19 protein-coding genes are annotated in these 22,671 nt (G+C 68.2%); 7 read left to right on the top strand and 12 right to left on the bottom strand.

Annotated elements, in window-relative coordinates:
• Positions 1-11: 11 nt before the first annotated feature.
• Entirely contained in the window at positions 12-362 is a 351-nt protein-coding gene (locus ACIG5A_RS30890) for a hypothetical protein (RefSeq protein WP_397246472.1), read from the bottom strand.
• Between the two features lie 424 nt (positions 363-786).
• Here ACIG5A_RS30890 and ACIG5A_RS30895 point away from each other — a divergent pair, with 424 nt between their 5' ends.
• Genes ACIG5A_RS30895 through ACIG5A_RS30905 form a run of 3 tightly spaced genes read left to right on the top strand, consistent with a single transcriptional unit; the run spans position 787 to position 4,204 of the window.
• Positions 787-1,839: a multiprotein-bridging factor 1 family protein gene (locus ACIG5A_RS30895; RefSeq protein ID WP_397246474.1), complete on the top strand. Its 1,053-nt coding sequence runs from the start codon at positions 787-789 to the stop codon at positions 1,837-1,839.
• A complete protein-coding gene (locus tag ACIG5A_RS30900) occupies positions 1,836-3,263 on the top strand; it encodes a pyridoxal phosphate-dependent aminotransferase (RefSeq protein ID WP_397246476.1) in 1,428 nt (475 codons plus the stop codon). Before ACIG5A_RS30895 ends, ACIG5A_RS30900 begins: the two co-directional genes overlap by 4 nt.
• Before the next feature lie 8 nt (positions 3,264-3,271).
• Positions 3,272-4,204 (top strand): hypothetical protein, encoded by a 933-nt coding sequence (locus ACIG5A_RS30905; RefSeq protein ID WP_397246478.1) that lies wholly within the window; start codon positions 3,272-3,274, stop codon positions 4,202-4,204.
• Here ACIG5A_RS30905 and ACIG5A_RS30910 read toward each other — a convergent pair.
• The 9 genes from ACIG5A_RS30910 to ACIG5A_RS30950 all read right to left on the bottom strand — a co-directional run bounded on the left by ACIG5A_RS30910 (position 4,179) and on the right by ACIG5A_RS30950 (position 14,751).
• Positions 4,179-5,093, bottom strand: coding sequence for an alpha/beta fold hydrolase (locus ACIG5A_RS30910; RefSeq protein ID WP_397246480.1), 915 nt, complete (start codon positions 5,091-5,093; stop codon positions 4,179-4,181). The two genes, ACIG5A_RS30905 and ACIG5A_RS30910, sit on opposite strands and share 26 nt — an antisense overlap.
• 81 nt (positions 5,094-5,174) lie before the next feature.
• Entirely contained in the window at positions 5,175-6,005 is an 831-nt protein-coding gene (locus tag ACIG5A_RS30915; RefSeq protein ID WP_397246482.1) for a nitroreductase family protein, read from the bottom strand.
• A gap of 13 nt (positions 6,006-6,018) precedes the next feature.
• Complete coding sequence (locus tag ACIG5A_RS30920) at positions 6,019-7,197, bottom strand: questin oxidase family protein (RefSeq protein ID WP_397246485.1); 1,179 nt, start codon at positions 7,195-7,197, stop codon at positions 6,019-6,021.
• Positions 7,194-8,390 (bottom strand): MFS transporter, encoded by a 1,197-nt coding sequence (locus ACIG5A_RS30925; protein ID WP_397246487.1) that lies wholly within the window; start codon positions 8,388-8,390, stop codon positions 7,194-7,196. Before ACIG5A_RS30925 ends, ACIG5A_RS30920 begins: the two co-directional genes overlap by 4 nt.
• Entirely contained in the window at positions 8,387-8,617 is a 231-nt protein-coding gene (locus ACIG5A_RS30930; protein ID WP_397246489.1) for a hypothetical protein, read from the bottom strand. The genes ACIG5A_RS30925 and ACIG5A_RS30930 overlap by 4 nt, the downstream gene beginning before the upstream one ends.
• Position 8,618: 1 nt before the next feature.
• Positions 8,619-12,425: an amino acid adenylation domain-containing protein gene (locus ACIG5A_RS30935; protein WP_397246491.1), complete on the bottom strand. Its 3,807-nt coding sequence runs from the start codon at positions 12,423-12,425 to the stop codon at positions 8,619-8,621.
• Positions 12,403-13,107 carry a uracil phosphoribosyltransferase gene (gene upp / locus ACIG5A_RS30940; RefSeq protein ID WP_397246493.1) on the bottom strand — a complete coding sequence of 235 codons (705 nt, stop codon included), beginning with the start codon at positions 13,105-13,107 and terminating at the stop codon, positions 12,403-12,405. The genes ACIG5A_RS30935 and upp overlap by 23 nt, the downstream gene beginning before the upstream one ends.
• Positions 13,104-13,805, bottom strand: a complete 702-nt coding sequence (locus ACIG5A_RS30945) for an HAD family hydrolase (RefSeq protein WP_397246495.1) — start codon at positions 13,803-13,805, stop codon at positions 13,104-13,106. Before ACIG5A_RS30945 ends, upp begins: the two co-directional genes overlap by 4 nt.
• Complete coding sequence (locus tag ACIG5A_RS30950; protein WP_397246497.1) at positions 13,795-14,751, bottom strand: pseudouridine-5'-phosphate glycosidase; 957 nt, start codon at positions 14,749-14,751, stop codon at positions 13,795-13,797. The genes ACIG5A_RS30945 and ACIG5A_RS30950 overlap by 11 nt, the downstream gene beginning before the upstream one ends.
• Before the next feature lie 218 nt (positions 14,752-14,969).
• Between ACIG5A_RS30950 and ACIG5A_RS30955 the strand changes: the two genes are divergently transcribed.
• From ACIG5A_RS30955 to ACIG5A_RS30970, 4 genes are all read left to right on the top strand, one after another.
• Positions 14,970-16,184, top strand: coding sequence for an acyl-CoA dehydrogenase family protein (locus ACIG5A_RS30955; RefSeq protein ID WP_397246499.1), 1,215 nt, complete (start codon positions 14,970-14,972; stop codon positions 16,182-16,184).
• Positions 16,181-17,161 carry an ABC transporter substrate-binding protein gene (locus tag ACIG5A_RS30960; protein ID WP_397246501.1) on the top strand — a complete coding sequence of 327 codons (981 nt, stop codon included), beginning with the start codon at positions 16,181-16,183 and terminating at the stop codon, positions 17,159-17,161. The genes ACIG5A_RS30955 and ACIG5A_RS30960 overlap by 4 nt, the downstream gene beginning before the upstream one ends.
• A gap of 5 nt (positions 17,162-17,166) precedes the next feature.
• On the top strand, positions 17,167-18,771 hold the full coding sequence (locus tag ACIG5A_RS30965) for an ABC transporter substrate-binding protein (RefSeq protein WP_397246502.1): 1,605 nt from the start codon (positions 17,167-17,169) through the stop codon (positions 18,769-18,771).
• Between the two features lie 128 nt (positions 18,772-18,899).
• On the top strand, positions 18,900-19,637 hold the full coding sequence (locus ACIG5A_RS30970) for a type 1 glutamine amidotransferase domain-containing protein (RefSeq protein WP_397246504.1): 738 nt from the start codon (positions 18,900-18,902) through the stop codon (positions 19,635-19,637).
• A gap of 16 nt (positions 19,638-19,653) precedes the next feature.
• Here the strand turns inward: ACIG5A_RS30970 and ACIG5A_RS30975 are convergent, their stop codons facing one another.
• Positions 19,654-22,221, bottom strand: a complete 2,568-nt coding sequence (locus tag ACIG5A_RS30975; protein WP_397246506.1) for an Hsp70 family protein — start codon at positions 22,219-22,221, stop codon at positions 19,654-19,656.
• Complete coding sequence (locus tag ACIG5A_RS30980) at positions 22,218-22,670, bottom strand: hypothetical protein (protein WP_397246508.1); 453 nt, start codon at positions 22,668-22,670, stop codon at positions 22,218-22,220. The genes ACIG5A_RS30975 and ACIG5A_RS30980 overlap by 4 nt, the downstream gene beginning before the upstream one ends.
• Position 22,671 lies beyond the last annotated feature (1 nt).

The following is a 22,671-nucleotide window of genomic DNA, read 5'->3' on the forward strand; positions in this document are numbered from 1 at the left end:
CAACCCGCCGGTCACGCGGCCGGGACGATCGTCGGCGGCTCGAGCATGCGGGCCGGGTCGTAGGTTGCCTGCTCGTCACGCTCGAGGATGCGGGCGTAGAGCCGGAGGAGGGTTTCGGCGAGATCGATGCCGAGGCCTGCGGCGCGGAAGGCGGCGATTTCCATGGCAATCACCTGGTCGTCGAGGTGTGGATCGCTGAGGGTCTCGTCGAGGATCATGCCGCTGACGGCCTGCTCGTGGGTGAGTGCCACATCAGGCAGCCAGCTGAGCATCCAGTGGCCGCCCCCGGCGGTGTGGACGTGGCGGGCGGTCTCGGGGGTGATGTCGCTGGTGATCAACCGGTCGTGCAGTTCGAGTGTCATGACCCCTCCCTCGGTCGAGCGGAGCCACCTGCCCCGGATCTGTTGGCGTGCTGTCTATTCCGGTTGCGGTGTGGCTTTGACAACAATGCTATGGATAGCCACTTCGGGATGTCAACTAAGCATTCGTGCTATCTTGTGATATTTGAAAGTCAAAGATGCTTGAATCAAGGCAGATTGAGTACTGTTGATCTCTAATCTGCTCCGCGAGAGCGAGATTGAGTGGATCAACGCCTCGATAGATCTGAAAACGCGCTTGCCCAGGCTCGTCGAAGCGCGGAATACCTGTACATACGTACAGGTTTCAGCGATCACTCAGAGAACGGAAGTTGTCTCGATCGGCGTCCCGTGACTTGACGTGACTATGATGACGGCGGATGACACACAGTGAGCATCGGCAACCCAAGCGCAGGATGGAGGCGCGGTTATGGCTGGCTCGGGGCCGGACGATGAGCAGGTCGGCGACCTGGTCCGCAGGCTCAGGACGGAGCGTGGCTTCACCCAGGCCACGCTCGCGGTCAAAGCCGGCTGTTCGCGCAGCCTGATCCAGCAGATCGAGAACGGGACCAGGATCCCGCCGCTACCGCTGCGTGAACGGCTGAGCCTGGCACTGGGTGAACAACTTCCGATGGACGACGGCGCCGCCGACAGCGACCCCACCGGCGGTGCCTACTACGACCTGCGGATGCGTTTCAATGTCCTGCTCGGCAAGGACCCTGAACTCGTCGAGCGCGCGCTCGGCATCGCGCAGAGCCTGATCGACGCGACGGGAGCGCGCGCGGAGATCGAACCGCTGCGGCTGATCGCCGACCGGCAGCTCGAACGCGCCGAGGAGATACTCGCTCAGATCCCCTCGCGGAGCGCGACGGTGTGGGAGTGGAACACCGTCAGCGACTGGCTGACCATCCTGGAGCAGGCGACCCAGTCGGTGCGCGCGATCCACACCGCCGATCTCGGCACCATCGGCGGTGACGTGGGCGACGACTACCATGCCGCGATCGTGCGCCTCGCGGACAAGGCGCATCCGCCGCGAATCGATGTGCGACGGATGTATGTTCTGGACACCATCGAGGACGTGTGGCCCTATGACGACAAGCTGTGGAAGCAGGTGCGCTCCGGGGTGGAGAGCATCCTGGTCAAGCGCGAGCACGCGCGCAACGCGCAGAGCATGCTCGTCGTCGACGAAAGATACGTCGCCGTCGGGGAATACGACTATTCGCGGCAGGCGCGCGTCGCGACCCGTTTCTCGGCGCTGAAGCACGACGTCGCGTTCGCGGTGCGCCGGTTCGAGCGTCTCTACGAACTCAAGCACGCCGGATCGGCCATCGTGGTCAACGATATCGCCGCGATGCCCGCGCTCACCGGTTTCGAACGCCTCACCGACGGTGACGGCCGTGCGCTGTTCCGCGCCGCGCTGGAGCAGCGCTGGCGCGAGATGACGGAGCCGGGGGAGTCGCCCGTCGAAGGGGCGGCGCCGTGAGCTCCGGTCCGACGGTGCTGGCCCCCGGCCTCGCCGCCCTCACCAATCGCTCCGAGGAACGCAAACGCGCGGTGCGCGCCCACCTCGGCGCGGAGCCCTGGTTTCCCGGTACCGCGCAACGGCATTCGGGCTTTCTCGACGCCTATCACGGCGAAACCGGCCTGGCGCCGGATCCGAACGCGGTCGCGGCGCTCGACCGGGCCTGGCGGGAGCTGCTGCACGGCGAACAGCCGGATACCTATCGGGACGGCAAGCTCTACGACAAGCGGCAACCGCAGATCCTGCGAAATCTGGCGGCGGACAAGCTGTTCGGGCGGCTGTCACAGCCGATCGACGGCGTGCCCGGTGTGCGGGTGCGGCCCGAGGAGGTCATCGTCTGCCCGTACTCGAGCACCATGCTGCTCGAGGAGGCGATCGCGACGCTGGCCGAGCCGGGAGGCGGAGTGATCGTCTATCCCGAAGGGCTGTACAAGAGTTCGGGCATCCACCTGGAGAAGTACGGCCTGCGCCCGGTGGCCTGCCCGGTCGGGCCGGACGATTCCTTCAAGATCGATCCGGAACTGCTCGCGCGCTGCCTCGATCACTACGCCGAGCGCGGCGAGCTGCGCGGGGTGCTGCTCACGCTGCCGGGAAATCCGGTGTTCACCGACTATTCGGTGGAGGAGATGCTGGCGATCGGGCGGGTGCTGCTCGACCGCGACGTGCCGATCATCTGCGATATGGCCTTCGATGCGATGGTGGCGCAGCACATTCCGGTCGCGTCGCTGGAGATCGCCACCGATACCGGAGTGCGGCGGCTGTACGACAGGGTGCTCACGATCACCGGAAACTCCAAGGGCTACAACGCGTTCGGTCCGTGCAAGCTGGGCGCTGCCTGCTCCGGCGATCGCGAGTGGCTGACGCGGATCAGGCACCGGCTCACCATCTCGTTCCAGCGGGAGTCGACCCACTTGGCCCAGGCGATCATCGCGCACACGCCCGACAGCTACTTCGCCGGGAATCGCCTGCTGATGCTCGCGCAGCTGGATCGCGCGCACGGGCACATCGCCGCGATCAACGACCGATTCGGCGCGAAAGTCCTACGGCCCCTCGGCAGTAGGCAGGGGATGTTTCTCACGATGGTCTTCGACGACGATGTCCTCGATATGGCGGGTATCGGGACCGGTGCGGAGCTGGAGGACCTTCTGCTGACCGCCGCCGGGATCGATTGCGTCGGACTGGATCGCGCCGGATCGGACCGCCGCGGGGTGCGCTGCAACGTGCTCGCGCCACGAAAAGCGGTGGGCCGCACGTCGGATGCACTGCTCGATGAGCTGTTCGACCGGCTCGAACAGCTGCTGCGCGATATTCACGCCGGGCTCACCTACCGCGACGTACTCGTTCGGGTCGGCCTGGCCGATCTGGAACCGATTGCCGCGCAATGATTATCGGAGTGCCGCGCGAGACGGCGGCCGGTGAACGACGCGTCGCGCTGATACCCGAGGATGTGCGCCGGCTCGTCGCGGACGCGGACGTGCTCGTGGAACACGATGCCGGGCGGCTCATCGGCCGCACCGATGCGGACTTCCGTGCGGCCGGAGCCACGGTGGTCGACCGTGCGACGGTATTCGCCAGGTCCGATGTCGTCGCGTGGGTGAAACCGCCGGTATACGAGTTGGATTCGCTGATTCGTCCCGGAATGACCCTGCTCGGCTTCCAGGATCCGATCGTCCGCCGAGAGGTGATCGCCGGATTCCGGACGTGCGATGTCGAATCCGTCGGCTTCGAAACCGTGCCGCACGAGTATCCCGACATCGATGCGCTGTCGGCGATGAGCAGGATCGCGGGCGCGGTGGCCTATGTACAAGGGCGGCAACTACTTCCGGCCGAGGCGCGGGAGCGCCCGGTGCGGTCCCTGATCCTCGGTTGCGGGCAGGCCGGTCGTGCCGCCATCACCGCCGCGGTCGAGGCGCGGGACGAGCCACCGACCGCGTTGGGCAATCATCGGGAGCAAGAGGCGATCGCGATCCGGCACGGTGCCAGGCGATTTCTCCTGAGTCCGGCCGGTGCCGAATTCCTCGACCACCTGGCCGCCGAACCGCCCGATCTGATTATCGGCGCCGCCGTCCATCGCGGCTCGCGTGGTCCGGTACTGATCGACGAGGAAGTCCTGAACGCGTTGCGCCCTGGCACGGTGATCATCGATCTCGTCGGCAAGTCCGGCGGCAACTGCGTCGCCATGGTCCCGAATCGGACCGTGACACTGCCGAACGGCGTCATCGTCACGCACTGCTCCAACTATCCGGCGATGCGCCCGGTGGAGGCCAGCCGGGCCTACAGCGCGGCCGTCGCCGCCATGATCAAGACGCGGATTCTCGCCGCTTAGTCTCCGCCGCCAGGTCGATCAGGCGGGCGCGGAGGACGTCGGGGCGTTCGTCGGGGACGAAATGGCCGCAGCCGGTGACCGGTTCGAAGGTGTAGTCCTCGGCACGGGCGGTTTCGGCGGCGGCCATGGAGTGGTGGACGGCGGCGTCGTTCATGCCGAAGACGGCGCGGATGGGGATGGTGGGGCGGCGGCGTTCGGGATTGCGCGCGGCGGCGGGGATTTCGCGTAGCCAGAAGGTGCGGTAGGTGTCGGTGGCGGCGCGGGCGCAGACGGGATCGCGGAAGCGGTCGGCGAAGACGCGGATGACGGCGGGGTCGGCCGCGCTGCGGTCGGTGAAGGCGGCGGAGATCATCCGGCGCAGGAACGTGGTTCGCTGTTGCAGCGGGACACCGGCGATGGCGATCAACGGCTGGTAGAGGAGGAAGCGCCACAGGTTGCGCAGCGCCGTCCCGGTCGGCACCCACGGATGCGCCATGTTCATCACCAGATAGCCGTCGAACCGCGCGGATTCGCGCAGCACCATCCGGTACCCGATATAGCCACCCCAGTCGTGTCCGACCAGCAGCACCCGCGGCAACTCCAGCACATCCAGCAGCGCGAGCACATCCGAGGCGACATCGTCCTTGGCCCACCGATGCGGCGGCGCGCCCGACCACCCGTACCCCGGCAGATCGGGTGCGATGATCCGCAGCCCCTCCGGCGGATCGGCGAGCAGATCCCGATACGCGTAATGATGCTGCGGCCACCCGTGCAACACCACCACCGGCCGCCCATCCACCGGCCCCGCCTCGGTCACATGAAACCACACCCCACGCGCCTCGACGAATGACCGTCGCACCCCAGGAATTACGGGTGGCTCGGAAAGTGCGGTACTGCCGGTATCAGACATGCGATCACGATAATCCGCCGACCCCGGCCGAACCAGTGCCCGAAATCATCTGGACCCGGAACGCGCGCCTGAACCCGGCCGCTATTTCAGGTCGAAGCCCTGGTTGTGGAAGGTGGTTCGGATGTGTTGGCGGCCGTGGAGGCTTTCCTTGGTGGAGATTCGGCCTGCCAGGCGGTTCTTCACCCAGTCTTCCGGGAGTTCCTGTTCGCGGTAATAGGTGTTGATGCGGGTCAGGTAGTCGGTGACGGCGGCCTCGGTGGGTGGGGTGTAGGTGTTGCGGTGGACTACTACGTTCTGGCCGTAGCGGGGTTTGATGTCGGCGGGGTCGGTGGGGTCGGGGAGGCCGATGGCCATGCCGTACACCGGGAAGGTCCACTCGGGGAGGTGGAGCAGGTCGATGACGGCGTCGATATTGTTGCGCAGGGCGCCGACGAAAGTGATGCCGTAGCCGAGTGATTCGGCGGCGATCGCGGCGTTCTGGGCGGACAGGGTGACGTCGATGATGCTGGAGAGCGCGCTGTCGAGGTAGGACGTGGCCTCGATGGTGTGGCCGTTGGCGCGGGCGAGCTCGATGTTGCGGGACCAGTCGGCGATCCAGACCAGGAATACCGACGCGTCGAGCACCAGCCGCTGCCCGCCCGCCAATTCGGACAGGCGCGTGCGCACTTCGGGGTCGTCGATGACGACGACGCTGGTGAATTGGAAGTTCGCGGAGGTCGAGGCCGACTGGGCCGCGGCGATGATGAGCTGGAGTTCGGTCTCGCTCACCGTGGCGGGCAGGTAGTTTCGCGCGGTGCGGTGGCGAAGCAGCACCTCGAGCGTCGGGTTCGCGGCATCACCGGCGACCGGTGCGTCGGGGCCGTAGCGCTTGTCCAGCTGCTGCTGCAGCACATTCGTGATCGTCTCGGTCACAAAGGGTTCCTGTCTACTCGGTCGGTGGCTCGGCGAAACTGGCCGGAAGGTCTGGGGTGCTGGTGAATTGGGCGGCGGCGTGCCGATAGCCGCGCCAGTCGTCCTCGTCCCACCACGCGCGCAGCACGAAGACGAGTTTCGGATTGTGCTCCTCGTCCTCCAGCCAGGCGCGGCGCGCGATGACGTCGAATTCCTCGGTGGCGTACGCGGAATGGTCGGTGCCATCGGCCGGGTACAGGCCGTCGAGTTCACGCAGTTTGCGCGCGGCCGGGATCTTGGACTCCGCGGCGGCGATGATCCGCGCGCCCGCCCAGTAGAGGTCGTAGATCGCGTCGGCGGCCTCGGTGCTGAGCTTGTCGATGACGATCTCGAGTGCGAACAGCGAGGTGATCAGGTGCAGCACCACGAAATCGCCGGGCGCGGCGAGGTAGAGCAGCGTTACCGCGCGGCGCACCCGATCGCGGCGCTCGGTGCCGTGCAGCGCGTCGAGCCAGGAAGGCGTGTCGGACAGTTCGGGAATGCCCGCGAGGGCGACACCCGCGACCCGTGCCTGCAAACCCGAGCGGCTCAGCTCCGGATGCAGGTCGGTGAACGAGTTGGTATCGGTCACCACGGTATCGACCGCACCGCGGAAGGCGGCACTGTCCGCCCAGCCCTCGCTCAGCCGCACCAGCGCGGCGATCGGATCGTCGTCGGAAGCGACGCCGGGCGCCGTGGAGCGCACGGGCACATACGAGAACGCCAGATAGGCAAGGCTTTCCGCGACCATGCCGGGATGATCGGCCCAGATCGCCCAGCCCAGATGGATGGTGGCGTGGGTGAACGCGCCGATCCAGCCGTTCAGCAGGTACGGCGCGTATTCCTCGACCGCGCCCGCGATACCGGCGTGGGCCACCTCGCCGTCGAAGAACGCGCCGTAGGCGCTGAAATGCGCTCTGTCGCCGAGGAAATCGCGCCAGTTGCGCGCGTCGATGACCTGCGTCGACGCCCGTGCGGGTTCGAGCGGAAACCCGTACGGCGTGAGCTCGCAATAGTTTTCGTGATAGGCGCGGATCACCGAATCCGGCGCGCCGATGCCCGCCAGCGCGATCACCGCGTGTTTGACGTGATTGGTCAGATGACCGTTGAACTCGATGTGATAGCTGCGGTCATCGAGCAGATCCGCTACTCCGTGCACGGCCTGTGCCGTCATGTCCTGGCCTCCTGTTGTCTGTCGCGTGGACGTCGCCGCGCGGCGAGCCCGGCCACCGCCTGCGCCAGCGCCGTCGCGAGCAGCGCGCTGAGCGGTAATGTCCAGCCGTCGCTGAGCTGCCGGAACACCCCGATGGCGTACGGGCCGATCGCGGCGATGAGATATCCGACCCCCTGTACCGCGCTGGAGAGCAGGATCGCCTGCTCCGGGGAGCCGGCGCGCACCGTGATCACCGTCAGCGCCAGCGAGAACACCGACAGCCCGGCGCCGAGCACCATCGACCACAGCAGTGGCGCCGCGGCGGGCGCCACCAGGAAGCCGAGCACGCCCGCGGCGCTGAACAAGCTGAAGCCCGCCAGCCAGCGCCCCTGATGCGCCGACCTGGCCACTATCGGTGGCACCACGAAGCTGATCGGCACCGCGACACAGGTCAGCACGCCGAGGTAGCCGCCGGCGAGCTCCGCGCTGACCCCCGCGTCCCGCAGCACGGACGGCAACCAGCCGATGATCACGAACGCGACCAGCGCCTGCAAGCCGAAAAACGCGGCGAGCCCGACGGTTCCGGTGCGACGCAAGAAGGTGAGCGGATTGACCGGCGCCGACGCGATGCCCGCACCCGTCGATGCCGACGCGCCGGGCGCGCGCCACAGCGCCGCCGCCCCGATCGGTGCGAGCACCGCCCAGATCGCCAGCGCCCATTGCCAACCGCCGACGACGTGCGAGATCGGCACGACGGTGGCGAATCCGAGGGCGGCACCGGCCTGCAGCGCGGTCGTGAACGCGGCGACCAGCGGCCCGGTACTGCCGACGGCCCTGATCAGAGCGGGCAGCAGCACGCCGATGAGCCCGATGCCGACCGCGGCGGCACACGTCGCGACCACGAACAGCGCGAGACCGCCCCACGGCCGCACCGCGAGGCTCACACCCGTGAGCGCCAGCGCCCAGTACAGCCCGGCACGCAGCGAGATCCGCGCCAGCACAAGCGGAGTCGCCAGGCTCACCACTGCGAAGGCGACCACCGGCGCGGCGGTGATCACCCCCGCCGCCCGCGCGCCCGCACCGAAATGCGCTGTCACGACGTCGAGTTCGGGGCCGACGGTGGTGATCCCCGGCCGCAGGTTGATCGCCACCGCCGCGGTGACGGCGATCAGCGCCGCGAGCCGGGCGGTGCTCCCCGTGCGCGTGGTGATCAATAGCCCGGCGTGCGCAACAGGGTCGTCTCGGCCGCACGCTCGGTGATCAACGGGCGGTAGACATCCTCGGTCCACCGCGCGGGGTCGACGGTCTCCAGGCCGATCGATACGGCGCCGTCGGTGACCTCGAACGCCTGGGTGATCGCGTCGACGATGGCGCTCTCCAGCCGTCGCGCCGCGTCCTCGGACAGCTCGCGCGGGTAGTGCCAGATCTCTACGTGCGGCATATCAAACCAACTCCCGATCCAGGGTTTCCCGTGCGACCGCGGCAGCGACATCGGCGGCGCCGGCGGTCACGATCTCGTAGTGGTGATAGGGCAGGTTGCTGACCCGCCCGCTCCGCAGTCGCAGTGGTGCGACCGGGATGTCGGCGAACGACGGCCCGTCACCGCGCGCCCGCAGGAACAGGCTCGCGTCGAGCAGCTCCGGATCGACGCCGCTCGGCCGCGCGCGCAGCCGGTAGGTGTGCTCGACCACCGCGACGATCCGCTCGACCACCTCGCGCGCGAAGCCCGGCTCGTTGGCCACGATCAGGTCGACGAATTCGGCTCGCCGCTCGACGCGCTTGTCGAGATCGAGCGCGTAGCCCGGATCCACTCGCCCGCTGAACACCGAGGCGAGCACACGCTTGAAGTAGCGGTTGCGATAGCCGACTTCGGCTGTGTCGTCGGTGATTCCGGCGATGACCGGTGATCCCGGTGCGATCAGCACCAGCTGGTCGACGCGGTGCCCCTGTGCCGAAAGGCGCTGTGCCACCTCGGCGGCGACCCGTGCGCCGAACGAATAGCCGATGATCCGCAGCGGCCCGGCGTGGCCGAGGCCCAGGAATTCCTCGACATCGTCGGCGATCAGCGCGTCCAGGCTGTCGTGCGGCCGCTCACCGGAGTTGATGCCGCGGGCCTGCACGCCGTACACGGTGTGACCGTCCTCGGCGAGCTCGCTCGCCAGCGCGCGCAGGCTCATCGGGTAGCCGCCGAGTCCGGGCCACAGCACGGTGGTACCGCTGCCGTCACCCTCCGCGAGCCGCAGGAAACGCGGTGTGCGTGCGGAATTCGGGGTGGTGTCGATGGTCGCGGCCGCCAGCTGTGCGAGCGTCGGCGCGCGGAAGATCGTCTGCACGCCGAGCGTCGTGCCGAGTTCCTCGTCGAGCGCACGGATCAGCCGCAGTGCCGAGATGGAATTGCCGCCGCGCGCGAAGAAGTCGTCGGCGCGGTAGACCGGCTCGTAGTCGAGCACTCTGGACCAGATCGCGGCGACCGCGGCCTCCCGCCCGGCCGTCGGCGGCTCGCTCGGTTGCGCGTGCCGCGCGTTGAGCTCACCGGCGAGCCGCACCAGCCCGGCCCTGTCCTGTTTGCCGTTCTGCGACAGCGGTATCCGATCGAGTACGTGGATGGTCGGCGGCACCATGTAGTGCGGGAGCACCGCGCGCAGATCGTCCTTGAGCAGCTCCTCCGGCCCCTGCATGTGCAGCGCGTCCTCGGCCATCCCGGTCGCGCCGAGCTGTTCGGCCGATACCGGTCCGGCCAGTGCGAAGTAGCTCAGCGAATTCGCCAGCGGCCCTTCGTCGGCGATGGCGCGGAAGCGGCGCGCCGACGGCAGATCGCGCCCGGTCAGTGAGGAGTATCCGGCGGACATCAGCCCGATACCGGCGCGGGCGCCGAGCTGTTGCAGGTGGGCCAGCGCGCGACCGAGTTCGGTGAACCCGTCCCAGCCCGCGTCCGCGTCGGTCGCGAGCAGGATGCCGAACGAGGACTGGTCGTAGGAGCGCTGATTGATGGCGATCACGTGCCGCCGCTCGATCTTCTGCTCGGTGACGAATTCCAGTCCCGCGCCGGTGAATCGGTACAGCCCGTGTCGTGCGTCGCCGACCTCGCCGTGCACCTGAACGAATACGGTGACCGGCAGCGGGCACCGCCGCTGTGCCGGGGCAGGCGATTCCGTCACCGCCACCGTCGCGACCACGACGCCCTTGTCCAGGCCGTCGACGAGCCGCATACACGCGGGACGCACCTGCCAGCCGTATTCGGCGCTCACCTCGTCGAGCACGCCGAGGATGTGCCCGGCCTCGAAGTGCAGCACCTCGCGGACATTCGTCGAGTACACCGATTCGATGACCTCGGGCAGGCCGACCAGGTGCACGTGCAGGCCGCCGCGTGCGGCGTCGCCGACCCGGAACAGCGAGTGGCGCAACGGATGGAAGTAGTACACGCCCGCGTCCAGGCCGGGCAGGCCGGAGGTCTCGAGGTAGATGCGGGTGGCGTTGAGCGCGCCGGGGGAGGCGTAGGAGTACTTGGGCAGCAACCGATCCGGGCTGTGGAACGGCCCGAACCAGCGCAGCAGCTCGCCGATCCGCGCCGCGGACAGCGCGCGACCCGAGCTGCCTTGGTGCTCATCGTATTTCGGCAACCGGCGCAGCAGCGCCTCGATGTCGCCGAGGTCGATCGGCGCGTCGGTGAACGTCCGATAGGTCTTGCGGGCGAAGACGCGCCGCCGCTGCTCGGCGGTGGGCGCCGCACCGGCGAGCGGGATTTCGGGTTCGGTGTCGAACTGCCGGATCGCGAGGTCCGACAGCTGCGCGGTGACCTGGGTGCGGGTCGACTTGGACCGGTGATGCCGTCCGGCCTGGCCCTGGTCCATCAGCGGCGCCTCGTCCGGGTCCAGCTCGATGAAGCCGGCGAGCTGGGTCACGCCGCGCTCGGACAGCCACGGCACCACCGCGGCCGCGCGGACCCAGTGGTGCTTCTCGATGGCCACCCGCACCTCGTTGGTCTCGACCCGATGACCGTTGACCTTGACCTGTTCGTCGTCGCGGCCAACGAATTCCAGGATGCCATCCGCGCGGCGGCGCACGAGATCGCCGGTGCGATACCAGCGTTCGGTGCTGTCGAAGGTGAGCTCGGGGAAGCGCTCCGCGGTGGCGTCCGGCCTGCCGCGATACCCGTCGGCCAATTGCACACCGCTGATGAGCAATTCACCGACCCGAGCGTCGTCGATGCGGCGACCGTCTTGATCGACCACCACCGTGCGGCACCCGTCCACTTCGGTGCCGATCGGGACGATGACGGCGCCGGAATCGTCGGCGGCGGTGAAGTCGAACCAGGTCGCGTTGATCGTGGCCTCGGTCGGCCCGTACAGGTTGATCTTGCGTGGTCCCGGCAGTACCGCGCGCAGGCGTTCGGCGAGCGCGGACGGCAGCGCCTCGCCGCCGCTGACCACCGTGTGCAACGTGCCCGCCGTGCCGATATCGGGCAGTGCGGCCAGTTCGGACCACATCGTCGGCACGCATTGCAGCGTCGTGATCGCCTCGCGGCGTACGTAATCGAGGATGGCCTCGGGGCTGGTGTGCGTACCCGCCCGCGCCACGACGACGGTCGCGCCGCAGGCGTTGGCCAGCAACTCCCACTGGGCGGCATCGAAACTCACCGGCGTCTTCAGCAGGATTCGGGTGCCGGGTCCGAGGCCGAGTTCGGCACCGAGCCAGATCATCTGGTTGACGATGGCGCGATGGGAGATCACCACGCCCTTGGGTGATCCGGTGGTGCCCGAGGTGTAGATCGTGTACACCCTGGCCGCACCGGACGGCACGGTATCGGGGGCCCAGTCGGTGGACGTTGCCTCGGGCACACTGATCGCCGAGATCCGGGCGGGGAGTACGCGTACGTCGGCGTCCTGGTCGGTGAGTACCACGCGAATGTCGCTGTCGGTGGCCATGTAGGCGATGCGCGCCGCCGGATAGTCCACCGCCAGTGGTAGATACGAAGCTCCGGCACGCAAAACGGCCCATACCGCGACGACCAGATCGACCGAGGGGCTCAGCAGGATGCCGACGGTGTTCCCGGCCACCACACCGGCCGCCCGCAGCGCACCGGCACCGGCGGCGGCGCGCTCGGCCAGCTCGCGATAGCTGAGCGCCCGTGAATCATCCACGCAGGCAATGGCATCCGGATCGCGCCGGACCTGCGCATCGAGCAGGTCGAGCAGGCTGCGCGCTACTTCCACGGGTGCGCGCACCTCACCCTCGCCGGAGCGTGCCATGGAATCGGTCCCCGAAATCGCCGATACCGGGCGACATGAACGCCTCGTCGGTGAGTGTGTCGTCGATATGTGAGGTGACAATGCGCAGGTCGGGCCGCCGGGACAGGACCGTCGCGATGGCCTCCGGGCAGGTGAGCACGTTCACCACCACGATCCGGTTCTCCTCGACGCCCGCGGCGATCAGCTCGTTGACCGCGGTCAGCAGCGTGCCGCCGGTGGCGATGGTCGGATCGAGCAGCAGCACCTCGTTGCCCGCGATATCGGAGGGCAGCTTGCGGAACAGCAGCGTCGGCTGTTTGGTCGTGGTATCGCGCTGGATCAGGATCTTGCCGAGGCGCGCGTCCGGCCTGATCTCGCGCAGCCCGCTCTCCAGCGCGTCACCGGCCCGTGGGACCGAGACCGCGTAGAGCGTCGGCTCCGCGGGCGCCAGCCCGTCGAATACCCGGCCCGTCGGTGTGGTGACCGCGCGCGGCCGGTGTTCCAGGTGCGAGAGCGCGGTTTCCAGCAGTAGCCGGATGATGCGCTGGGTGCTGCGGACGAATCGCTCCTGCCCGGTGTCGGCGTCGCGCGCCTCGGTGTGCAGCGCGATGAGACCGGGCAGCTTGGGTAGTTCGAAGACGTTGACACCCAGGTAGCGGGTGATGTCGGCGGCGTCGATCGCCGGGCGAGTCCATGTGGTCATGGCCGTTGGTCGCTTTCCAGTCGGGTGAGGACGGTACGTGTCACGTCGTCGAAGTGGTGCGCGAGGAAATCCGGTGTGGTGGCGGCGATCTCGTCGGCCGAATAGACGCCGTAGCCGACCCCGATCGTGAACGCGCCGATCGCCTTGCCGAGTCCGATATCGCCCGAGGTGTCGCCGATGACCGCTCCTGCCGGGCCGACATCGGTCAGGCCGATGCCGCGCAGCGCGGCATCGGCGCTGTCCCGGTGCGGTTTCGGATGCGCGACATCGTCGGCGCCGATCACCACGGCGAAGTGGTCGCGGATACCGGCGGCCGCCAGGATCAGCTCGGCGCTCTCGTGCTTCTTGCTCGTCACGATGGTGAGGATCAGTCCGGCATTCGCCAGCCGGTCCAGGCCGTGGCCGACGCCGGGGTACAGCAGGCCGGCCGCCTTCGGCACGATCAGCTCGCGAAAGCGCGCCACGTAGTCGGCCGAAATCGCCTGTGCGGTGGCCGATTCCGGGTCGGTGCCGGACAGTGTGCCCGCCATTCGCTCCAGCGGCGCGCCGATCAGTCTGCGCGCCGCGTCCAGGCCGGGGTGCACCCCCGTGATCGATTCGACGGCCGCCGACATCTGCTCGGCGATCGCGCGTGGCGTATCGAGCAGGGTGCCGTCCAGGTCGAACAGCAGGGCCGACCGGGTTGCCTCAAACGGCATGTGTTGCTCCGTATTCTATTGCGGCGCGCGCTGTTTCGATTTCCGCCGCGGCCTGTGCGGTGCTGATCAGTACGGCCCGGTTGGCGGCGGCGGCCGCACCGCCGGTGGCCGCGTCGACGGCCCTGAGCACGAAGGTGGTGTTCGCGGGCCCGGTGACGCCCTCGACGCGTGCCCGCTCCAGCGCCTCCTGGATCGCCACCTCGACGGCGTCGCTGTCGAGTGCGGCCTCGACCGGGATCGGCTGGGTGACGAGCACCGAGCTCGCTCCGGCGAATCGCCAATGGAAGCGCGCGATGTCGGCGATCTCGTGCGGATCGTCCACGCGCAGTTGCGTATCGAACCCGCTCTCGCGGCAGTAGAACGCCGGAAACGGCAGGTACTTGTAGCCGATCACCGGGGTGCCCTGCGTTTCCAGGAATTCCAGGGTGAGCCCGGCGTCGAGAATCTTCTTCACCCCCGCGCACACCACGATGAGCTTCGTTCTGGCCAGTTCGGTCAGGTCCGAGGAGATATCCATCGAGGTGGCCGCCCCGCGATGGACGCCGCCGAGCCCGGCCGAGGCCACCGTGGCGATGCCGAGCTTGTTCGCGATGGCCATGGTGGCCGAGATGGAGGTCGCGCCGAGCCTGCGCCCGGCCAGCACCGCCGCGATGTCGCGGCTCGTCGTCTTGGCGACATTCTTCGCGGTGGCGAGTTTTTCGAGCTCATCGCGATCGGCGCCGACCACGATCGCGCCGTCCGCGATCGAGATCGTCGCTGGCACCGCCCCGCCCGCACGCACGGCATCCTCGACCTCCTGCGCGACGGCGATGTTCTCCGGCCAGCGGAAGCCGTGCGCCACGACATTGGATTCGAGCGCGACGATGGGTCTTCGTTGTGCGAGCGCGTCCCGCACCTCATCGGAGAGGCGGAACAGTGACGACTCGTGCTCGACGACAGCAGACACGTGAATGAGTCCGTTCGTGTAGGCGAAAGAATTCCAGACAAGTCCCCCGGTCCGCCATGCTGCGCGATTTGCCCTGTGCGGTAAACATTTTCGACCAGCGTGAACCGATGTCTTTGTCCCGTGGGCACCGCGACGTAGATTTCGGCGCGGTCCGCGGGCGCCGGGTCTTCGAGGGGGATCCTTGCCGCGCCTCGGGCACTACGACGAATGGAGTTCCGATGGCCCCCATCGACGATCTAGCGCAACGTCTCGAGGTGATCGCCGAGGTCACCGCAGGGCTGGCCGCCGATTCGGCCGCCAGGGACGCCGAGCACAAGCCGCCGACCGAGCAGTTGACGCGGCTGCTGCTCGCCGGTGCCGGCGCGCTGCGGGTGCCGGTCGAGTACGGTGGCGCCGATGCCTCGGTGACCACGCTCGCCGACGTGCTGATCGATATCGCCGCGGGCGATTCGAATCTCGCGCAGGTCTTCCGCGGCCACCTCGGCCTGACCGAGATCTTGCGCTTCGCCGCGCCGGGGACCGCGCGCGATACCCTGCTGCGCGCGGCCGCCAACGGCTCCTTCTTCGGACCGGCGGGCGCGGAGCTGAGCACACCCAACCTGACGGCGCTGGCAACCAGCCTCACCCGCGTCGACGGCGAGTACCGGCTGTCCGGGCGCAAGTACTACACCACCGGCAGCCTGTACGCGGACTGGCTCAATGTGCTCGTGGTCGAGGACGAGGAGTTCCTCTCCGTCATCGTGCCGAGGCACAGCGCGGGTATCACGATCGAAGACGACTGGGACGGCTTCGGCCAGCGGCTGACCGCGAGCGGCACCGCGGTGTTCGACTCGGTGCGCGTCGACCCGGATTTCATTCTGCGCCACCATGATCCGCTGGCCAACGACTATATGGAGGCCTTCTACCAGTTCGTACTCTCCGCGGTGCAGGCCGGGATCGTGCGGGCGGCCGCCGACGATCTGGCCGCGCTGGTCCGTGGACGCACCCGTTCCTATCCGCTGGCGCCGACACCGGATCCGACCGCCGACCCGCAGGTCATGCAGACCGTCGGCGAGGTGCACAGCAAGGCCTATACGGCACGCGCGAACGTCCTGCTCGTCGCGCGCGCACTCGATGAATTTCGCGCCGATCCGTCACCGCGCCGTGCCGAGCGGGCACTGCTCGATTCGGCGGCCACCCAGGTGGCGAACACCGAAATACTCGGCGCCGCGACATGGCAGCTGTTCAACGCCGGTAGCGCGAGCGCGCTGAAGTCCGAGCTCGGCCTCGACCGGCACTGGCGCAACGGGCGCACCGTGTCGTCCCACAATCCCGCCATCTACAAGGCGGCGCTGATCGGTGAGCACGCGGTGCACGGCAACCCGCCGCGCAGCTTTCTCAACAGCGTGGCCGAGGCCAGGGCGCGCGCCCGCGACGGTGAGGCGGGCGAATGATGTCCTCGCACAGCACATATCGACGCCACACCGTACTGGCCGCCGTGCTCACGGCGGTCGCGCTGCTCGCGGGCGCCTGCGGCAACGGCGACGCCGAGGACGAGGTGCGCACCGCGAACGGGCAGCGCTTCGATCTGTCGCCGCAGCAGCAGACCAGGGTGCGCGCGCAGAAGGTCGACGCGCTCGCCGCCACGGTGCCGCAGGCCATCAGGGACCGTGGGACGCTGATCGTCACCGGCAGCCCGGATGCCGGTGCGCCGCTGCGCTTCTACGCGACCGACGACCGGACCATCATCGGCTCGGAGGTCGATTTCGCCTACCTGGTCGCCGACATACTCGGGCTGAAGGTCGAACTGCGCGCCGCCGACTGGACGCAGAATTTCGTGCGCGTCGATTCGGGCGAGGTGGACGCGTTCATCTCCAACGTGACCGTCACCGAGGAGCGCAAGGAGAAGTACGACTTCGCCACCTACCGGCTCGACAACATCGCGCTGGAGGTCGCCAAGGACAGCGGATGGACCTACACGGACCGTAAATCGCTGGCGGGCAAACGGATCGGCGTCGGCACCGGCACCAACCAGGAGCAGCTGCTCGTCCAGTGGAACGAGCGCAATGCCGCCGAGGGACTGGCGAAGATCGATATCGCCTACTACCAGCAGACCACCGACTACTACCTGGCGCTGGCATCGCACCGGCTCGACGGGTTCCTCGGCCCGAATCCGGTGGGCGTCTACCACTCCGCGACCTCGGGACAGACGAGGATCGTCGCCACCTTCTCCGGCGCGGGCGATGCGCTCCAGGCCGAGATCGGTGCGCTCACCAAGAAGGGCAACGGGTTGATCGGGCCGATCAACCAGGCGTTGCAGTACGCGATCGACAACGGCAGCTATCAGCAGGTGATCGAACGCTGGGGGCTGCAGAGCGAGGTCGTCAAGGCCTCGCGGATCAACCCGGTGGGATTGCCGAAGAAGGGATGACACCGATGAAACGACCACTGATCCTCCTGAGCGCGCTGGCGGCGACCGCCACGCTGGTGGGCTGCGGCGCCGACGGCGGCACCAACGCCACCGACGGTCCGCCGCGCCCGGGCGGCACGCTGCGCTACGGGCTCTCGCTCGCGCCGACCTGTTCGGATCCCGCGCAGGCCAGAACCAACCAAACCATTTATGTGACACGGCAGATCGTCGACTCGCTGACCGATCAGGATCCGGCGACCGGCGAGATCAAGCCGTGGCTGGCCGAGAGCTGGCAGGTGGGCCCGGACGCGAAGTCATTCACCTTCCAGCTGCGTGACGGTGTCACGTTCAGCGACGGCACTCCGCTCACCGCGACCTCGGTGCAGAAGAATTTCGACGCCATCGCCCGCGGGCTGGCCGCCAAGGCGCCGCTCGCGGCCAGCTACCTGGCCGGATACACCGGCACCACCGTGCTCGATCCGCGCACCGCGCGGGTGGAGTTCGCCGCGCCGAATGCCCAGTTCCTCCAGGCCTCCTCGACGCCGCAGCTGGGTCTGCTCGCGGATGCGAGCACGGCGAAGCCGGCCGAGCAGCGCTGCCTCGGCGACAATATCGGCAGCGGGCCGTTCACCTATGCCGAGTACAAGCAGGGCGTTTCGGCGACGCTGGCCAAGCGTGCCGGATACCGCTGGGGCTCCGCCGTTTTCGGTCACCAGGGCGAGGCGTACCTGGATCGCATCGAATTCCGGGTGCTGCCGGAATCGGGCGTGCGCACCGGGAGCCTGTCCTCGGGGCAGCTCGACGCGATCAGCGACGCACTGCCGCAGGATGTTCCGCAGCTCACGGCGGCGGGCGCCAAGGTGCAGGTGACCTCGAATCCGGGTCTGCCCTTCGGCATTCAGCCCAATGTCACCCGCGGCCCGCTGCGTGATGCCGCGGTGCGCGCCGCGCTGCTGCCCGCGATCGACCGCAGGGAGCTCGTCGATACGGTGCTCGGCCCGAACTTCACGTCGGCCACCGGGCCGCTCGCGGTGAAAACGCCCGCGTACGTCGATCTTTCGAACAAGCTCGGCTTCGACGCCGAGGCCGCTCGCCGCCTGCTGGATCAGGCGGGCTGGGTGCAGGGTGGTGACGGTATCCGGGCCAAGGACGGCGCTCGGCTGTCGTTCGGGGTGATGTTCACCCAGGCCTTCGCGGGCAATCAGGCCATTCAGGAGCTGATTCAGCAGCAGCTGCGCAAGATCGGCGTCGAGGTGCGGCTGGAACCGGTCAGCGATGCCGAATACACCGCGCGCCAGAACGCCAAGGACTTCGACGCCGTCTACTACAACATCACCCGCGCCGACGGCGACGTGCTGCGCAGCGTCTTCGGCCTCGACGGCCAGAACTTCAACTACCGCGGCCCGATTCCGGCGCTCGATCAGGCACTGACCGGCCAGCTGAGCGCGGCCGACACCGCGGCGCGCGCCGAGCTGATCGGTGACGCGCAACGCGAGATCCTCGGCAACGGTCTGTGGATTCCCACCATTGAACTCTCCCAGGCGATCGGGGTCTCCAGCGCGGTCGCGGAGCTGAAATTCGAGGCGTCGGCCCGCCTCCAGTTCTACGACACCTGGCTGCGTAACAGGTGATCAAGTTTGAGCGAGTTCGCCTGTGGTGAAATGGGTTTCGCCCTTGACGAAACCGCTATGAGCGGACGGTGCCCGGCGCGCAGGATCGGTGCGTTCGACACCGTCTCCTCACCGTTAGGACACCGTCAATGAGTGCAACCGTCGACACCGTGGGCCAGAAGAAGGTCCTGGTGCTCGCCTCCAATCCCAGCGTCTCCGAGCAGACCGGCTGGGATATCGGATTCTGGTGGTCCGAACTCACCCACGCCTATTGGGAATTCGTCGAAGCCGGATATCAGGTCACCATCGCCAGCCCGGACGGCGGTGCGCTGCGGGCGGATCCGTGGAGCGATCCGCGCGACGAGTCCGAGTACTCCGCCGAGGATCTGCTCAGCCTCGGCTTCCTCAATTCCCCCGAACACCTTGCGCTGGTGCAGCATACACCCGCCATCGCCGATCTCGCGACGGACGAGTTCGATGCGATCTACCTGGTCGGCGGTCAGGCGCCGATGTACACCTTCGTCAATGACAAACGGGTCCATGAACTGGTCGCCCACTTCTACGAATCCGGCCGCATCGCCGCGGTCGTCTGCCACGCCACCGCGATTCTGCTGCGCACCACACTGTCCGACGGTTCGCTGCTCGTCAGCGGTAAGACGTGGACCGGATTCGCCAATTCCGAGGAGGACTACGCGGACGAGTTCGTCGGCAGGCGCATCCAGCCGTTCCGCATCGAGGACGAGGCGCACAACCTGCCTGGCACGAACTTCATCGTGCAGAGCCGCTTCCGCGCGCACGCCGTTCGCGACGGCCTGCTGATCACCGGCCAGCAACAGTATTCCGGCCGCGCCGCCGCCAACCTCCTCATCGACGCGCTCGGGCACTGATTCACCGGGAGGTCGGCTACTGGGACTTACGCATTCCGGCCTCCCTGCCCCAGCGGCTGATCCGCAGTTCGAGGGGGCGCAGGCGGTCGAAGTAGATGTTGCTCAACTGTTCCCGGGCCGAGGGGCGGGTGAGGTCGACCTCGTCGACGGCGAAGGCGATGAGGGCGAGGTCGGCCAGGAATTCGTCGCGCTCGGCGGGCAGCTTCGCTTTGTCCTGCGTCTCGAGCCGCGAATCACGGCTCAGCTCATCGTATTTGCGGCGGATCATGGTGTCGGTGCTGGCGATGCGGGCGTGCAGGCCGCCATGCCAGGCGCTCGGAGTTGCCCGCATGACCCGGATCTCGCGGATCTCGGGGATCTGCAACAGCTCGCGGATCAGATCCTCGACCTTCTCGTTGACCCGCGGCCAGGTGACGAAATCGCCCGCGTCGTAGGCGGCGCGCGCCTCGCTCACCAGGGCATCCATCCGGACACGGTAGGGCAGCGCCTCGGCGGGGTCGTCGCGCTGCAGCAGCAGGATGAGGTCGGTGAGTTCGTCCAGGTTCTCCTCGAATTCGGCAAACGGCGGCTCCATGTAGTCCTCGGGGCCCTTGCTTTGCAGCAGGCCCTGCAGGATGGTTTCCGCCTCCAGCAGCAGATGGTGCGCCTTCGCCTGGTCCTGCGCTTTCTCGACCAGGGTGTCCAGCGCGGCGAGCCGCTGCTCGACCTCGGGTTCGGCCTTGGCGGCGTCCGCGTGGTGCACCTCGCGGCGCACCTGCCGCCAGTCGGCCCTGGCGCGTGCCGCGCGCGTACCGATCTCGGCCCAGTCGGCCACCTGCCTGACCGGGATGTCGATGACCGCGGTGGCGGTCCGGTCCAGATGCGGCAGCCGCACGGCGGCGTGAATGGTCCAGCCCGCGGCGAATTCGAGGGTGAGCTCCACCGCGGTGCCCGGTGCGACATCCTGCGGCAGATCCCTGATCCGTACCGTGCCGATCGGAATCCAGCCCTCGTACAGCCGCACCGCCAGCGTGGTTCCCCTGGTCGCGGTCTCCAGCCGCTGATAGGCGCGGTGCGGAATCTTGGTGCCCGCCTTGACGATCAGGCTCAGCTGCCGGTCGAGCAGCTCGACCGAGAAGTCGTGGGCGAGGATGTCGCCGACCAGATCGGGGACGCTCGCGCGGGTTTCCTGCTTGCGCACCGCGAGGCGCTCGGCGGCGACCTCGCGCCCGTCGGCGAGAACCAGCACGGTGAAGGCGCTTTCGCCGTCGTCGCCGAGTGGCACGTCGATGAAGAGGAAGGAACCGTCGTCGCTGGTGATCCGCTCCCTGACGGCGGTGCCGTCGGCGCTGCGCAGCACGACGTCGATCTCGACTCCGTCGGTCATCGGCAGCAGCACCCGGCCGGCGATATCGACCGACGTGCCGTCGGGTACCGGATTTTCGAGCTCGAGCAGGCTGCTGCGGGTGCTGAGGCTGCCCGCCTTGAGCGCGGCGCCCACCGCGACGACCAGTTCCGGGTGTGACAGGCGCGGGGTGATGCCGAAGCGCTCCGCCAAAAGGCTTGCCACCAGCGGTATCCGGGACGAGCCACCGACGAGCACGATCTCGTTCAGCTCCGCGGGGGTGAGCTTGGCCTTGGCCAGCGCCTCGGCGCAGTGGTCGAGAGTCCCGCGCAGATAGCCGTCGATCATCTGGTCGAAGTCGTTGCGCGTCAGCGGGAGATTGATGTTCATCGGCAGCCCGGTGCGGTCCTCCAGGTCCTGGCTGATGATCTCGGTCGCGGTTTCCCGCGACAGTTCGTGCTTGGCGGTCTCGGCGAGCGCGAGCAGCCGCGCCAGCCGCTCGGCATCCATCCGGTCGCCCGGTGCGAAGCGCAGATCGTAGGCGGGCAGCTGTGCGGTGACCCAGTCGACGATCGCCTGATCGAAGTCGTAGCCGCCGAGGTAGCGGTCGCCGTCGAAGGAGCGGCTGGTGAAGCCCTCCTTCGGATCCCAGGACACCACGGAGGTGTCGAAGGTGCCGCCGCCGAGGTCGTAGATGAGGAACCGGCGCGGCCCGGCCGTGAGCCGCTCGTCGTCGTGCATATGCGCCAGCGCGGCCGCCACCGGTTCCATCAGCGTCTCGGCCACCTCGAGCCCTGCCTCGGCGCCCGCCTGGGTGGTCTGGGTCTTCGCGCTGGTCTCGAAGTACGCGGGCACCGTGATGACGGCGCGGTCGATCTCGACGCCGAGCGCGTCCTGCGCCACCGTGCGCAGGTGGCGCAGGAGATGCACCGAGGCCTGCAGCGGGGTGAGGGTGGCGTGGCCCGCGGTCACCGGCTGGTCGGTGCCCATATTCCGTTTGAAGAACATGGCGGGCGGCGAACCGGGCAGCCGCGCTTTGCGTTTGGCGAGGGCGCCGACCAGCGGCGTGCCGTCGGGGGAGATCCAGACCGCGGACGGGGTGGTCAGCGACAGGTCGGGATTGGCGACGATCAGCGCACCGCCGAGCGGGCGCAGCCTGCGGCGCTCGATGAGTGCCTCCCGGTCCGGGATATCGGCGTCGGCGGGCACCGCGACGCAGCAGTTCGTGGTGCCGAGGTCGATACCGGCCACGATGCTCATTCTTTGTTCTCCTGAGGTGGCGCGAACCCGACCGGAGCGGGGAGCAGCGCGGGAAGTACGCGGTAGTCGAGCGTCAGCTCGGAGGTGGTGGCCGATTCGGCGGTGCCGACCGTGGATTCGGCGTCCAGGGATTCGGCGAGCTCCAGCAGTTCGGCGAGATCGGCCAGCTCGGTGTCGTCGGGGCTGTCGGCCTCCGGCCGGTGCGTGAGCAGTTCGGCGGCCAGCCGCGTCGGCGGCGCGTCGAGCTGTTCCTCGGCCGCGTTGATCTGCGCGACGCTCAGTATCTCGCCGAACAGCGGAAACCGTTTGGCGTCGTAGGAGATCCGTTTGCGGCGCGCGGCCACCCGGTTGCGCACCGCCGCCTTGTCGGCCGTCGGCTCGATATCGAGGATCTGAAAGGCGGTCGCGCAGTAGGGATTGCTGTCACGCCATGCCCAGGGGTTCACCACG

The organism is Nocardia sp. NPDC052566 (assembly GCF_044547285.1).
Taxonomy (GTDB): domain Bacteria; phylum Actinomycetota; class Actinomycetes; order Mycobacteriales; family Mycobacteriaceae; genus Nocardia.